The sequence below is a fragment of the Maridesulfovibrio pacificus (SeqCode) genome, from assembly GCF_048612815.1.
In the GTDB taxonomy this organism is placed as follows: domain Bacteria; phylum Desulfobacterota; class Desulfovibrionia; order Desulfovibrionales; family Desulfovibrionaceae; genus Maridesulfovibrio; species Maridesulfovibrio pacificus.
On the sequence record NZ_JBLZNE010000001.1, the window covers coordinates 3,058,339 to 3,073,024 of the forward strand.

The 14,686-nt window shown below is 46.4% G+C and carries 17 protein-coding genes; 6 read left to right on the plus strand and 11 right to left on the minus strand.

What is annotated here, in order from left to right; all coding sequences use genetic code 11:
- The first annotated feature begins 171 nt into the window (after window positions 1–171).
- The 6 genes from ACNI23_RS14140 (at window position 172) to ACNI23_RS14165 (ending at window position 5,300) form a co-directional block, all read left to right on the plus strand.
- On the plus strand, window positions 172–558 hold the full coding sequence (locus ACNI23_RS14140) for a Ros/MucR family transcriptional regulator (protein WP_015853443.1): 387 nt from the start codon (window positions 172–174) through the stop codon (window positions 556–558).
- A 170-nt stretch (window positions 559–728) separates the two neighbouring features.
- Window positions 729–1,559, plus strand: coding sequence for a D-alanyl-D-alanine carboxypeptidase family protein (locus ACNI23_RS14145; protein ID WP_420249607.1), 831 nt, complete (start codon window positions 729–731; stop codon window positions 1,557–1,559).
- Between the two features lie 258 nt (window positions 1,560–1,817).
- Window positions 1,818–2,798, plus strand: a complete 981-nt coding sequence (gene fliM / locus ACNI23_RS14150) for a flagellar motor switch protein FliM (protein WP_015853445.1) — start codon at window positions 1,818–1,820, stop codon at window positions 2,796–2,798.
- Between the two features lie 243 nt (window positions 2,799–3,041).
- A complete protein-coding gene (locus ACNI23_RS14155) occupies window positions 3,042–3,797 on the plus strand; it encodes a glycosyltransferase family 2 protein (protein WP_420249609.1) in 756 nt (251 codons plus the stop codon).
- The gene (locus ACNI23_RS14160) at window positions 3,794–4,225 is read left to right on the plus strand and encodes a sugar 3,4-ketoisomerase (protein ID WP_320173939.1); all 432 of its coding nucleotides are present in this window, start codon (window positions 3,794–3,796) and stop codon (window positions 4,223–4,225) included. The genes ACNI23_RS14155 and ACNI23_RS14160 overlap by 4 nt, the downstream gene beginning before the upstream one ends.
- Window positions 4,203–5,300 (plus strand): DegT/DnrJ/EryC1/StrS family aminotransferase, encoded by a 1,098-nt coding sequence (locus ACNI23_RS14165; RefSeq protein WP_420249611.1) that lies wholly within the window; start codon window positions 4,203–4,205, stop codon window positions 5,298–5,300. Before ACNI23_RS14160 ends, ACNI23_RS14165 begins: the two co-directional genes overlap by 23 nt.
- Before the next feature lie 72 nt (window positions 5,301–5,372).
- Here ACNI23_RS14165 and ACNI23_RS14170 read toward each other — a convergent pair whose 3' ends face one another.
- The 11 genes from ACNI23_RS14170 to ACNI23_RS14220 all read right to left on the minus strand — a co-directional run bounded on the left by ACNI23_RS14170 (window position 5,373) and on the right by ACNI23_RS14220 (window position 14,665).
- The gene (locus ACNI23_RS14170; protein ID WP_420249612.1) at window positions 5,373–7,001 is read right to left on the minus strand and encodes a glutamate synthase-related protein; all 1,629 of its coding nucleotides are present in this window, start codon (window positions 6,999–7,001) and stop codon (window positions 5,373–5,375) included.
- Window positions 7,002–7,397: 396 nt separating this feature from the next.
- Window positions 7,398–7,970, minus strand: coding sequence for a tRNA 5-(aminomethyl)-2-thiouridylate-methyltransferase MnmM (gene mnmM, locus ACNI23_RS14175; RefSeq protein WP_420249614.1), 573 nt, complete (start codon window positions 7,968–7,970; stop codon window positions 7,398–7,400).
- 83 nt (window positions 7,971–8,053) lie between these two features.
- A complete protein-coding gene (locus ACNI23_RS14180; RefSeq protein WP_420249616.1) occupies window positions 8,054–8,800 on the minus strand; it encodes a hypothetical protein in 747 nt (248 codons plus the stop codon).
- Window positions 8,801–8,809: 9 nt separating this feature from the next.
- Entirely contained in the window at window positions 8,810–9,307 is a 498-nt protein-coding gene (locus ACNI23_RS14185) for a hypothetical protein (RefSeq protein ID WP_420249617.1), read from the minus strand.
- 14 nt (window positions 9,308–9,321) lie between these two features.
- Window positions 9,322–10,434 carry a hypothetical protein gene (locus ACNI23_RS14190; RefSeq protein WP_420249619.1) on the minus strand — a complete coding sequence of 371 codons (1,113 nt, stop codon included), beginning with the start codon at window positions 10,432–10,434 and terminating at the stop codon, window positions 9,322–9,324.
- 42 nt (window positions 10,435–10,476) lie between these two features.
- On the minus strand, window positions 10,477–11,424 hold the full coding sequence (locus ACNI23_RS14195; RefSeq protein WP_420249620.1) for a type II secretion system minor pseudopilin: 948 nt from the start codon (window positions 11,422–11,424) through the stop codon (window positions 10,477–10,479).
- Window positions 11,411–11,992, minus strand: coding sequence for a PulJ/GspJ family protein (locus tag ACNI23_RS14200; RefSeq protein WP_420249622.1), 582 nt, complete (start codon window positions 11,990–11,992; stop codon window positions 11,411–11,413). Before ACNI23_RS14200 ends, ACNI23_RS14195 begins: the two co-directional genes overlap by 14 nt.
- Window positions 11,992–12,354 (minus strand): type IV pilus modification PilV family protein, encoded by a 363-nt coding sequence (locus ACNI23_RS14205; protein WP_420249623.1) that lies wholly within the window; start codon window positions 12,352–12,354, stop codon window positions 11,992–11,994. Before ACNI23_RS14205 ends, ACNI23_RS14200 begins: the two co-directional genes overlap by 1 nt.
- Window positions 12,355–12,356: 2 nt before the next feature.
- On the minus strand, window positions 12,357–12,785 hold the full coding sequence (locus ACNI23_RS14210; protein ID WP_420249625.1) for a type II secretion system protein: 429 nt from the start codon (window positions 12,783–12,785) through the stop codon (window positions 12,357–12,359).
- Between the two features lie 19 nt (window positions 12,786–12,804).
- Window positions 12,805–13,266 (minus strand): type II secretion system major pseudopilin GspG, encoded by a 462-nt coding sequence (gspG, locus tag ACNI23_RS14215; protein ID WP_420249627.1) that lies wholly within the window; start codon window positions 13,264–13,266, stop codon window positions 12,805–12,807.
- A gap of 34 nt (window positions 13,267–13,300) precedes the next feature.
- Window positions 13,301–14,665, minus strand: coding sequence for a WD40 repeat domain-containing protein (locus ACNI23_RS14220; protein ID WP_420249629.1), 1,365 nt, complete (start codon window positions 14,663–14,665; stop codon window positions 13,301–13,303).
- Between the last annotated feature and the right edge of the window lie 21 nt (window positions 14,666–14,686).

A 14,686-nucleotide genomic window follows, 5' to 3' on the forward strand; every position in this document is an offset into this window, starting at 1 on the left:
AAATACTCAGCCGGATAAAAAATTAATACTATCACTCATGCATCTTCCATTAATATATAAAAATCCTCGCAAAATTATCTTTAATGTATTTGACAGCTACTACAAAGTACTTTATCCATAATTCTTCCAACGCCAAGTTAGTGAAAAAATAATCCTCAAAGGAGATTCCAAGTGGAAGATTATCTGAAAGAAGCTTTGGAAATTGTCAAAGCACAAGCAAGCGTAAGAACCATGAGTGAAGAAGAGATGACTTCCATGGTCCGCAAACTCTCTGCTGGTATTCAGGCCATTGCCGAAAACGCCCTCCCCGCACAGGAAGAAGCTCCCGCATGCGAGCCCAAAAAATCCATCAAGGAAAAATCCATTGTTTGCTGCGAATGCGGAAAATCCTTTAAGATCATTACCAAGAAGCACCTTGCTTCTCACGGTCTGACCCCTGATGAATACCGTGAAAAATACGGCCTCAAGAAAAAGACTCCTCTGGTCTGCAAATCACTGCAGCGTGAACGCCGTAAGAAAATGAAGGAAATGAAGCTCTGGACCAAACGCGGTAAATAGAGTTTTTATACCACATTTCCATTGGTAGAAAAGCGCGGTAAACTTAAAGTTTTCCGCGCTTTATTTTTACATCCCTGTCCCTTACCCTAAACCTTTTCACAACTTGATTTCTGTTTTATATAAATAAGCGAACCTGATGCTACAAACCTGATTCGGGCAGACACATCCATATGAACAGAAGAGCATTCCTGAAATCCATACTCTCGATATCCGCCGGCGCAGGGCTGTGCGGAATTTCCAGCTTTGCCGGAGCGCAGGAAATAACCCGCCCGGTAGAAGAGAAAGACCTTAAGGATTATCTACACCGAATGGCTAACTTCGACACCCCGCAGCCCGGTGATATTATCCTAAAAGATGAAGACTTGAAGCTTCTTAAATCTTCCTTAACCAGGTTGCGGAGGGTGCAGCGCACAGTAGGTTTCGGTAATTTCTGTGTACTGGACTTTGATGACACCTTGAAATTCGGGCGCAGTTACTCTTCCATCGGTTCGTTCAGCAAACAGGAACAGGAATTCCTCGATAAGATATTCCATTTCGACGCTCATAACTACGGATTCTTAGGCGAAAAGCCTGTTGAAAAGCTGACTGCATCCATCTCCCGCAAGGAGCTGGTCAAAGTTCCACACACCGGAAATTATCTCTACCGGGGAGCCCCGTACAATAAATATCTCAAGATCCGTAAGGAGCTGGGCAATAATGTGTACCTTACTTCCGGGGTACGCGGAGTAGCCAAACAGTTCATTCTATTTCTCGCTAAAGCCGAAGCGAACGGCGGAAACCTTTCACTGGCTTCCCGTTCATTGGCTCCCCCCGGTTACTCTTACCACGGAGTAGGTGATTTTGATGTCGGGGAAAAAGGACTTGGAGCAGCCAACTTCAGCGCACTTTTCGCCGAGACCGGAACCTGCATCAAATTGCGTAAATACGGCTATCTGCAACTGCGCTATCCCGAGAACAATCTGCTCGGAGTGCGCTTTGAGCCTTGGCATATAAAGGTCTGATGCGCTTTGCGCTTTTATAAAATTATTTTGCCTCCGGCGGCCAAAGAAACTTTTTGGAAAAGTTTCTCTGGACTCTTCAAAAACTTTTAATATGGCTTCGCCCCACAGCCAGACAGTAGTCATGTTGCTAAAGTTTTTACTTATTAGGACGATACAGTTTACATATATTGGCTTGCGCGTTTACTTTGCGACCGAAAATGGATAATTGTAATTTATTGATGGGCCACATGAACGATAACTGAGACGGGTTTAATCAGCATGAGTAAAATTCTGCAGCAGGACGAGGTTGATGCTCTATTAAGGGGCCTTTCCGGTGGAGAGGTTGAAGCGGAGCAGGACATACCGGATGATGATTCCGGTGTTGTCTCCTTTGACCTTGCCAACCAGGACCGCATTATCCGCGGTCGTATGCCTGTTCTTGAAATCGTCAACGACCGCTTCGCACGTCTGGCAACCAACAACCTTGCCAACACCATGCGCAAAAGGGTCGACATCAACCCTATTTCCATCGACATGTCCAAATTCGGGGACTTCATGCGTTCCCTGCCCGTTCCGACATCTCTTTCAATCTTCAAAATGGACCCCCTGCGCGGTAATGCCATTCTCGTAGTTGACTCCCGTCTGGTATTCGCGCTGGTGGAAAGCTTTTTCGGAGGCTCCGGCTCCCAACCCAAAGTAGAGGGTCGTGACTTTACGCCCATTGAGCAGGCCATTGTTGACCGGGTGGTAAAAATAGCCTTGTCCAACCTTGAAGACTCATGGCGTCCGGTACATGAAGTTCACCTCGAACTGGTTCGGTCCGAGGTCAACCCGCAGTTTGCGGCCATTGTTCCGCCCTCGGACGTTGTTGTAGTCATCACCTTTGAAGTTGAACTTGAGAACGCCATCGGCTCACTCATCGTCTGCCTGCCCTACTCCACTCTGGAACCCATCCGTTCCAAACTGCACGCCTCTTTCCAGTCCGAACGTCTGGAAATCGACCACGTCTGGGTCAGCCGTTTCAAAGAGAGACTTCTGGAAACCCCGGTCGATCTGCTGGTCCGCCTCGGTAAGACCAAAATCACAGGCCGCCAGTTGCTCAACCTTGAAGAAGGCGATCTGTTACTGCTCGATACAGACGAAGAAGATATGCTCGAATGCGAAGTAGGCGGAGTCCTCAAATATCTCGGCTCCCCCGGACGAGTAAAAGCCAACCGCGCCTTTCAAATCGCTCAGGCCATTGAACCGAAGATGACTTAAGTTTCAATACGGTCTCTCTTCAAATCGCAGCCATACGGGTTAGCCATTCAAAGCGGCGAAGCCCTAATAAAAAAGTTTGGGATTCTTAAACCCTTTTCAAAGGGTTTAAGCCGCCGGAGGCGAAATCATTTCACTCTTAAAAGCGCGATAGCGCAACAAATCTTGACTAGCGCCGTGGGCCTGCCTACAATCCCAAGGTTGTCCTGATGTATTTTTTTATTCTTTTGAAAATAAAAGGCGCCAATGACCCAAATCACCGGACTGGTACTTACATATAACGGCGAAAGGCTGCTGGACGAATGCCTGCAAAGCCTTTCTTTCTGTGACGAAATCCTGATCATCGACTCCGGTTCAACGGACTCCACACACGAAATCGGGCGCAAATACAATGCCCGCATTGTCCATAACGACTGGAATGGAGCTATTGAACAGCATAAATTCGCATTGACCCAGATCACAACCCCGTGGGTGGTGACCATAGATCAGGACGAAATAATTTCACCGGAACTGCGCGACTCCATAACCGCCAAGCTGCAAAATCCTGATGACGTGGACGGCTATTACTGCCCGCGCCGCTCGTGGTATCTGGATCGTTTCATCATGCACAGCGGCTGGTACCCGGACAAACTCTTCCGCCTTTACAAGAAGGACGGCATCACCATCGGCGGCATCAGGCCCCACGAAGAATTGCGCCCCAAGAACAAGTCCGGAGAAATCACCGGAGACATCATTCACTACCCGTATGAAAATTTTTTCCAGCATCTGGATAAAATCAACAGTTATACTCAGGATGCTGCCGAAGACCTTTATTCACGAGGCAAGCGCAGCTCACTCGGTTCTGCGCTGGCGCACGGATTTGGCAAATTTTTCAAACAGTATATACTCAAGGCAGGCTTCCTTGACGGACGGGCCGGATTCATAGTCGCCCTGCACGGTTTTTTCTATACTTTTCAGAAATATATCCGACTGGTAGAACTGGAAATGAAGGACAAGAAATGATTAAAGAAGACAAACCGCAAATTATTGAACTGCCCAAGATTCTGGACAATAGAGGCAACCTTACTTTTATAGAAAACAGCCGCCATATTCCTTTTGATATCAAAAGGGTGTACTATCTATATGACGTTCCCGGCGGTGAAACACGCGGAGGCCACGCCCATAAGCAGCTCAGGCAGTACATTATCGCTGCTTCCGGCAGCTTTGACGTGGTTCTGGATGACGGTAAAACCAAGACCAAGTTCTCCTTGAACAGATCATATTACGGCCTGTACATCCCGACCATGACCTGGCGTGAACTCGAAAATTTTTCCTCCGGCTCCGTATGTCTGGTGCTGGCCTCGGAATATTACGATCCGAGCGACTATTACTACAGCTATGATGAATTCATAAAGGCGGTTAAAGAAAATGAAGCAAATCAGATTTCTTGATGTAGGCTGGACTTACCAGGCACTGGCACCGAAAATGGACACTGCAGCAAAGCGGGTTCTTGAATCGGGCTGGTTCATTCACGGTGATGAAGTAAAAGCTTTTGAAAAGGAATTCGCCCTTTATACCGGAGCAAAGCACTGCATCGGCTGCGGAAATGGGCTGGAAGCAATCGAACTGGTCCTGCGCGCTGCCGGAGTCGGCCCCGGAGATGATGTTCTGGTGCCTTCCAACACCTTTATCGCCACATGGCTGGCGGTAACCCGCACCGGAGCCAACATCGTTCCGGTAGAGCCTCTGGAAGCCACATACAACATGGACCCGGCCAAGCTCGAAGAGGCTCTGACCCCGGCAACCAAGGCAATAATTCCCGTCCACCTTTACGGCCAGCCCGCAGATATGGACCCGATTATGGAATTTGCTGAAAAGAACGGTCTGTTTGTTGTCACTGACGCAGCGCAGGCACACGGCGCGGTTTACAAAGGCCGTATGTCCGGCACACTGGGCCACGCAGCTGCCTTCAGCTTCTACCCCGGTAAGAACCTCGGAGCTTTCGGTGACGGCGGGGCCGTGACCACCATGGACGACAAAATAGCCGAGCGGGTACGCAAGCTTGCCAACTACGGATCAACTGAAAAATATGTTCACGAATGCAAGGGCTTCAATAGCAGACTCGATGAAATGCAGGCCGCATTCCTGCGCGTTAAGCTGGATAAGCTGGACAACTGGAACTGGACCCGCAAGACCGTAGCCAGTATCTACCTTGAAGGACTAAAGGATACACCGCTGGTACTCCCGGTTATCGGTGAAAAAATCCAGTCTGTCTGGCATCTCTTTGTAGTGCGCTGCAAGGACCGCGATGGCCTGATCAAACATCTTGCAGACAACAAAATTGAAGCATCTATCCATTACCCGACCCCCCCGCACAAGCAGGGAGCGTACAAGGAAATGGAAGACCTCTCCCTGCCCATCAGCGAGGCGATCCACAAGGAAGTGCTTTCCCTGCCCATGGGACCGCACATGACTGAGGAAGATGCCCAACGGGTGGTGGAAGTTGTGAAGGCTTTTTTTAAGTAATAAAAATTATCAAAAAGAAAAGGCGGAGAACCTGAACAGTTTCTCCGCCTTTTTTATTTCCACCTAAAATTCTTACATATCAAGAATCTTCTTGGCTGTTTCATCCATAACATCGGTGATAAACTTAATTCCGGTTTCGCGCTCAGTTTCGCGGTTGCCGGAAGCAATGTCATCGCGGCTGATGGAAGTCAGTTCAAACTTACGCACACCGGCTAGAAGCTGCTGCAGTCCAGCACCGAGTTTATCAACCAGACACCAGATACCAACGGCACCAAGCGGGATGTTCTTCATTTCATCCTTACCGACCTTAGCTTCGACATCAGCGTAGCAGGCAAAGATTTCTTCAGCAGTAGCACCGTATTTTTTGATTGATGCCGGAAGCTTGTCCCAGTTACCGCAAACAGCGTCACGTCTTTCGGGGTAAAGCACACCCTCAATGTTTGCACCGAGGAATCCGGGAATCATCATTGCACGGCCCATGCAGATCATCTTGGCGTATGGAGCACCGATAGCGAGAGCCTTGAAGATATTGCTACCCTTGGCGAATCCGCCGGCAAATGAAAGGTCGACAACCTTTTCACCCTTGGCAGCAAGTCGGGATGCGTACTCATACGCCTTTGCATGCAGCAGGATGGAAGGCACACCCCAGGATTCCATCATGTTCCACGGAGACATACCGGTACCACCGCCGGAACCGTCGATGGTCAGCAGATCCAGCTTGGCTTCAGAAGCAAACTTAATGGCCATGGCAAGGGCTTCCATACCGTAAGAGCCGGTTTTAAGGGAAATACGTTTAAACCCGAGACCACGGAGATATGCCACAGAACTCATGAACTCTTCACGAACCTGCTCATACGAAGAAAGATCAGTGTACCCAAGACGACTGTGACGGGCAAAGCTATGAATGGCACCGCGTTTAAATCCTTCCTGAACTTCCGGCTTTTCAGGATCAGGGTCAACGAGGTAGCCGCGCTTCTTAAGGAAAAGAGCATAGTCGAGGCTGGTAACTTCAATTTCGCCGCCGATATTCTTGGCGCCCTGTCCCCATTTGAGTTCAATGATAACTTTATCACCATATTTTTCAGCAACGTATTCAGCAACACCGTTACGGGAGTCTTCCACGTTAAGCTGCACAATAATGGCACCATATCCGTCGTAATAACGCATATATGTATCAATTCTGCGATCCAGTTCAGGAGCGCTGGAAATTCTGCCATTGGAAATTTCGGACTTGCGGTCAACACCGACAACATTCTCTCCAACAACGATGGGTGCACCGACAAGAGCGCAACCAACTGAAAAAGAATCCCAATATTTAGCGGCAATAAATGTGGAACCCAAAGCTCCGGTCATAAACGGAACCCGGCACTTGGTTTTTTCTTCGGCACCAAAAGAGGTTTCAAGATTTACATCTGTGAAAAGACAATCCCCATTTGCTCCGGCGTTGCCGGAAGCACCGTAATTATTGCCCTGAATACGCATGGAGTTGTAAGAAACTCCCACATGAGTGGTATTTCCGCTCCCTGCTGTGACTAGACCGAAATCCCTTGGGTAGAGCATTTCTCTGCCCCTGAGGGATGACAGCCATGTCTCACATTTACCCTGGCAGTCGGCTCTACACAAGGTACACAGTCCGGATTCAATTGCATTTCCTCTATTAACAGCTCCCAACACATCGTTGGACTTTGACCAGTTTCCCATTGATCACACCTCTTTGTTTTTTTCAATACTGTTAGTCAAACTATGATTTGGTTTCAAGAAAAACCCAGCAAGCACTTTTCCATTATTGTTAAATTATAATATAGACACACAATAAAACGCCAATAGCATTCGCTTATGTATCTTAATAAATATATCAAGTTCAATTACTTAAAAAGCTTTTACAAGATTTGTAAAAATTCTTTTCAAAAAACTACCTTTTTGAAGATAAATTTTTTGGCCACAATTTATAACAACTACTTTTCAATTTTTGGTACTTTTTTACCCGCACAGCGGGGCAAAACACCCCGCCTGCAATTGAACAAAAATCTTCAATAGGACAAAAAAAAGACCCGCCGGATTAACCGTGCGGGCCAACAATCACAATTGTGGTAATAATTACAGCTTCGTTACAAATAACATTCGTATAGGATGACCGGGCTTGTTTATCATCTCACTCTGAATGACCCGGTATGTGTGGTAATCAAGCGCGTTGCAATATTCCCGCACAGCAATGTCTTCTTCATCCCCTCCGGGATGTCCGGCATAAATAGCAATACAAAGCATGCCGCCTTTGGCTAGGAGATCTAAAGACGCCTTAATTGCTGCCAGAGTAGTATCGGACTTGGTTATTACAGTCTTGTCGCTGCCGGGCAGAAAACCGAGATTAAACATCACGACATTTACCCGCCCATGGAATTCTGCTGGGATAAGCTCAAGCATATTCTCGTGACCGGAATGAAAAATAGTCCAGTTATCAGGAAGACACTCTTCATTTAAACGCTGCTCAGTTTGCTTAACCGCATCTTCCTGAATATCAAATCCAAAGACATGGCCGTCCGGACCCGCTTTTTCAGACAAAAACACAGTATCGTAACCGTTGCCCACAGTGGCATCAACTCCGATACAACCCGGATGCAACACTTCACACAAGACTGATTTTGCAAAAGAAAGAATATTGTTAGAAATCATCTGTTTTTCACTCGTACAAAAGGATTACGGTTTATTCTGCACCAAGAATAACCGAACACATATTTTAAATCACGCAGTAAAAATTAGAACTGAAGATACTTATTGAGCTTGCCGGACTTGGAAAACTGGCGTTCTGTGGTTCCGAAAGTAGTCGTTCCGCTAATTGAATAAGAGGAATTGGGAAGTCTCTTCCAATCCAGAGTGGCACTCCCCTTGGCTGTCACTGGGATGGGCTGGCCGCAGCTGAAAGAATTGAGCTGGAGCTGTTTTCCGGCCAGAACTGCGTTTACATTAACGTCTTCGGCAATCATCCCGCCGGGAATTTCAACCTCGTCGGAACGCACCACAAGGCTTCCAGTTCGCGGTGGAGCTCCCCATTCAGGAAACCCGACATCGGAAGTAATACGCACCTTACCACCCAAGCCATCCATCTGGATGAGTTTAGCCAAGTCAACACCACCACCAAGAGTCAGGGATTTGGTCTGAAACAATCTTGCAGTCAAGGTCGGACCGGTCTTTACCCGAACCTCCAAAAGTGGAGAAAAGCCGAGTGACACACCAAGCTGAGGCACAGTAACGGTCAAACCTTTATTCGTGGTCACATAAACATTTGTTACTTCGAAAGAAAAAGGTCCGGCGCTGACAAAATCTCCCCACTGAATCGTAGCTTTAGAAATTTTGGTATCTGCCAGCTTGAAGGCCTGAGACCAAGCGATTTCCCACGGCATAAACAGGAAAGCACCTAGAATAAGTCCAGCCAGAAAAAGGAAAAAAATTTTGAAAATTTTTTTAAATGAAAACTTAAAAGAAATATTTGGAATGAACTTCATCCGGACGCCCTACCTGACAAGAATGATCTGCACATCAGCCAACTCAGGGGAGTCCAGCCTGTGATTAATATTGAAATTTGTTACTTTCAAGGCTCCGCGAACATTGAAATCACGCATCAAAGCGACCAGTTCGGGCAGATTAAGAGACTCCAGCAAAACCTGAACCCCCTGTCCGGAATTTGGCCCTGCCTGTAAAGGTCTCAGAGAGGTCAGCCGACCGTCTAATCCCAGATCACGAATAACCTGTTGGGCAGCGGTCATGGGCTCACGGTCCACCAACGCGCCACGTGAAGATTCTCCTGCCTTCAACTGTTCAACCAATGGAACCACTTTGGCAAATTTCTGCTTGCTGGAAAGGGTAATCCTTTCAGCCTTTGACTGAGATTCAGCAAACCCCGACCAAACCAGAAAAAGGACTAACGCCCATCCCGCGACAAGTGCAGTAAAGAAAAGCTTCTGTTTATCTGCAGGCCAATCCTGCCATATATAAAATCTTTCCAGATCCATTATATTCCCTGATCTTAGCGGTTATACTCAGCACGTAGGCTGATGCTTATGCCGCCTTCAATATTGTTGGCCTGTTCAAGAACAAAATTAAATTGGCTGTTAGCGGCCAACTTTTCCATCATGGCATCAAGCTCTTCATAACTGCTGACCTTACCCCGGATGTTACCGGAATCAGCACCAAGGGAAAAACCTTCAATCTCAATACCTACCGGAGCACTGTTACTAAGTACGGCGAGCAGGCCGAGTACATCAATCCCTCCGCCATCTCCACCGCTTTTGAGTTGATCCAGTTTATATAAAATCTTACCATAGGGATCAGAGCCCGGATTAGGACCAAGGGCACTTACATAAGTTTCTTTCAGCTTTTTGCGCCATTCATCTGCCTGAACCTGACTTTGCTGCCAGCGGTGATACTGTCCAGAAATAAAGAGCACCCCGATCAAAGAGACCAGAACTGCGGCAACCGCATAAGGCTTATAGTCAATAGTTATAGACTTGTCGGCCCCGGAACGCTGACCGCTAACCAGATTCAATCTGGCCCAACGAACTTTCTTTTTAGCAAAAACATCGCATGCCTTGCCCAAATCCATGAGCTCAGGTTCGCCTTCCAGCCCCAGACGTTCAAACCTGTTCTGGAACTCCTCATCATTTCCACGGAAATAGGTCAATTCATCTGCACAGGCAAGAATACGTATGCCTTGTCCTTTCCAGGTCCAGACAGACAAACCTTCAGCAACAGCAGCTCTCCAACAGACAGCAAAAGCAGTAGTCAGAACTGTGGCTTTAGCAAGAACCTCGCGATGACGGTCCAAAAAACGATTAAGCAGGTCATGCCCGGTATAACCCAGCACAGCATCCCCGGACGGACGCAAAACCTTGAACTCTCCCTCCTGCATAGGAAAGGAATAATTCATCTGCATCATAGTCGCGGATTTGGCATGACGGGATTTGATGGCCCCCCGGGGCTTAAAAAAGAAGAAAAGGGGATCAGGCAAAAGGGCAACGACCGGATGTTTGTTTTTATCGGCAGGACCTTCCGATTCGGTAAGGTCACGTCCGTCAAACATCATCCATTGGTGTTCATTTCCCTTGAATGAAAGAATATATACTAATTTTTTAAAGGCCATCTATGGCTTTGTCCTATACCTGTTAGCAGTGTTTTTGTCCATTTACTGATCTTGTGCAAAGGTAACCGAAATATCGTTCTGAAAAATCAATTCAGGCTCCCCTATCTCGAGAGCACCCTGTCTACGGATGATGTATCTTTTCACTACAGTACAACCGCCCACCGATGCAGTAACACGAGCATCAAAAAAATCTGACTTTACGGTCAATTCATTCGTCATATTTTTATATATAGATGAATCAGACTGTATACCGATAACCGAAAGCACCTGGCTTAAGTCTGTAAAGCCCCTTGTTCTGGCCCAATGCAGAATACGGTCGACTCCTTTACCTAATTCTGGAAAGTAGGCAAGCAAAGTCTCGCGAGAAGCAAAGTTTATATTAAGCCTGCCTCCACCCCATACGGTAAGATTCTCATCAACCCACCCACTGTCCAAGCCTTCCCAACCACGCAGCAACAGTATTTCTTCAGGAATTTTCAACATACTACCGCGCGGAGCATAAGGCGGAGACTGTGAGGCATAATAAAAATTATCTATTTTAGCGAGCTTAGGATTAACATTTATTCCACACCAGATGGCAAGACTTCCGACCATGGTATTCACATCCAGTCCTTTATCAAGGACACGGCCTATAATCTTAAGTGTTCTGTTTTTATCTGTACTGCTGATAAGACTTTTAATATTTATTTTTGCATTACACGGAGTGATTATAATTTTAAGCCCATCATCATCCCACTCCTTGGCCCATTTTTCACGCAAGGTGTCAGAAAATGGAGTTTTGTCATCTTTAAGTAAACCATAAATGACATATAAGGCTTCTTCAGCCATGAACCCGGCTTCGTATTCACTGCGCATCCGACTTGCTTCCACAGCCCCGCGAGAACTGACCTCAATAGTCATTAAAGTCAGACCGGACAGAGCCATAAACAAGACCAGTACAATGACCAGTACAACGCCCTTTGAATTCTTGTCGAAATTATTCTGTAGCATACGGAAGTCTCTCGACAATTATCATTTCTTGTCCGCCTTCGAATATCAGCTTCAACCTGAATGCCTTGATAGCAGCTATGCCGCTCATTGCCCTGCTAGACTGCTGCGAGCGCGAAATCCACACATTTTTATTGGCATCTAGAAACTCCAGGCCCCATGAATTAACACCGCGCATAAGAAAAAAAGAATTCTCAAAATCAAGATCAGGGGACTCCTCATTTCTGCGAATCATATTCGAAGAAAAATCCCAGTTAACAAGAATCGGCCCCGCACCTTTCAACAAAATATTATGGCTGGTTTCAAGACTGAAACCATTATCCTCAACTCCCATTGCGCTTCCTGGAATTACATTCTGCATATCCCGATGCAGAATACGGCGCAAAGTAAACATTCGCGAAGAAAGACCGGCACTGGAACGGACAACCTCGTTATTGGTGACCGACTGCCCCAGAACCATAGCAACCATACTCATCAATAAACCTGACAAAACCAATCCGATAAGTACTTCGATAAGCGAAAAGCCCTTCTGGACCTCAAGAGAAGTATGATTACGTTGAAAATATATCATTAATACAGCTTCCTTTTATGGGAAACACGATAAATTTTCCACTCAAGAGTATAGTCATCACTACGGGTTTCAAGAGTATAAAACCCTTTTCCGGTAGATGAAATTGTCTCAAGCCCAACTCTGAAACTACCTTCAGGAGGCCCCGGCCATGAAACCCAACCGCTTGATACAACACTCATCCTACCAGGATACTTATGAGCCAAAATATCCTGCGACAAATTCAAAACATTCCATGAGTCTTTTGATGACTGGGCCATAAGTGCACTCTGCCTCTGTACTCCCAAAAAACTCATGGACATGGTGGCTGCAATGGTCAAAGCCACAATGATCTCTATCAAGGAAAAACCGTTTTTGCGCGCCACAGTTAAATCTCCACAAAACGAGCCGCCAATGGGTCCAGAACAACGGTTAGACCATCAGAAAAGACCAAACGCACTTCATCGCTGAACCCTTCAGGGTAGATAGTAAACTCAACTCCGTCGCCATCTATGGGATATTCATTAAAATGCCCGCTGGAGACTTCTGAAGGTAGAGCCACTTCCTCTCCATTCCATTTGAGCACACCATTATCAAAATCAATGTAAAGATACTGACGTGAATCAGTTTCCACTGCTTTTGTTCTGGCCTCGTAAATCAGAGCGTTAACCAGACTTAAGCTATCATCTCCCCTGTCACCGGCAAGATCAAGATTGGGCATGAGCGTAAACCAGCCCATGCCCACTATAAAAAGAACAATTAAGAGTTCTATGAAAGTCAGCCCGCCCGAAAAACGGCGGGCAGTATGTATATTCATAAGATTCTATGAACCCAGTTTATTCCCAACTCTTAATATCGGCATCGTAATCCTCACCGCCTTCCATACCGTCAGCACCAAGAGAGATCAGTTCATAAGGACGTCCTTCCTCACCAGGGCTTCTGTAAAGGTAATCATATCCCCAAGGATCAACAGGAGCGGTCGTAGAGTCAAGGTAACCGCCTTTACGGTAATTACGGGGAACAGGGCGAGTCTCCGGTTTTGTAATCAAAGCCAGTAGTCCCTGCTCAGTGGTGGGGTAACGTCCGGTATCCAACTTGTATAATTTCAAAGCCGAATCAAGGGCTTTCATATCCATCTTGGCCTTGGTCACCCTTGCTTCGTTGGGACGGTCCATAATTTTAGGGACCAACATTGAAGCCAGCAGACCGAGGATAACAATTACAATCATCAGTTCGATAAGACTGAAACCACGCTGACCCTTTTTAAGGGCTGCTATACGAATTCTTTTTTTTTGCATAATATCCTCTACTTAATCATTACTATTTCAAGGCTTAATCCCTGATATCAATACGCTTGTTCTCCAGCGGTTCCCACTCGATAGGAGTTTCAACTGAAATTCCCAAACGACGAGGAAGCATCCCGCGCGACTTGAAATAGTCATCCGGACGGGTCACTTTTTTCCACCAAAGGTAATACCCTTTACTTGGTATATACCTGCAATACAACCTTTGAAATTCTCGTTGTGCAATGGGAATTGCTAGCGAGAACTCTCGTCCGCGCCCAGCGAAACTATAATTGCGTTCTATCTTTACTTCCTTCCAGTCGGCAAAATCATATTCCCCCTTTAAGGGACTGCCATCCAGAGAAGAATAATATCTTGTAGCCCCATCCACATCACTGACCCGGTATACTTTGCCTGACGGAGACCGCTCCACGACAATAGAAACCGGCTTAAATTGTATTTTTCTGGAAAATTGTTTGCGTGGCGACTTGTAAAACAAAACCCCATTTTTGAGAAAAAAGCCATCTTCCTGCTCAAAGAAAGGAGACTTTACTCTCTTACTAACATCCCACTGAAAACGCTGACCTTTCTCTGTAACAATATTGAGATGGGGACCATAGGCTTTAACCGATTTAAAAGGTCCGCCTTTAATCTTCTGATCAAAAATTCTGGTCAATTTAAGCGGACTCCACATAACCATTTTACCGGTAGTATCAACCCCCATGAGAATTCCTTCCTCATTCGAAAAAACCAGGGAAAGAGGTTTATAGGTAAAACGATCAATCTTGCGCAATTTCCCATTAGGCGGGCCGACCCATAGCCTGCGGGCCTCATCAACAAGGGCCAGCCAGCTTCCCCGGGGCGAAACAGCAAACATGTCCACAGTGCTATTCACATCATGAACACGCACCCGTGCACATTCCTTAACATTAAATATTTCAACAACTTTATCCTGACCGGATGAAACAGCCAGATATGGAGAATCAGAAAACCATGAAACGGAATTAACCAGCTTTGAAGCGGCCTGCACAGCAGTACACCCCTGTCCCCCGTACAAGCGGACAACTCCGTTTTTGCTGCCTGAAGCGAGAACACTGCCTTCATGTACAAAGGTTGTAACATCCTCATCCAAATTCACAATTTCGTTGCTTTTGCTGAGTTGCACAATATAATTACCGGCCATATCTTCCGGAGGACGATTGTAAATGCTGTCCAACGAAGAGTATTGCTGAGAAGCTGCATACGCAACATAACCGGCAAGACTGATCGGAGTTTTGCCCACAAGTTTTGAAACATCAAGACTGCTATCAGTGACAATCGTAGGTTCATCCGTTCCCGGTGAAGGCTGCTTGGCGCAAGCTGAAACCAAAGCAACTAAGAGCGTCAGAGCTAGAATAATTAATTTTTTATCCATAATTCCATCATTTTCAAGAAG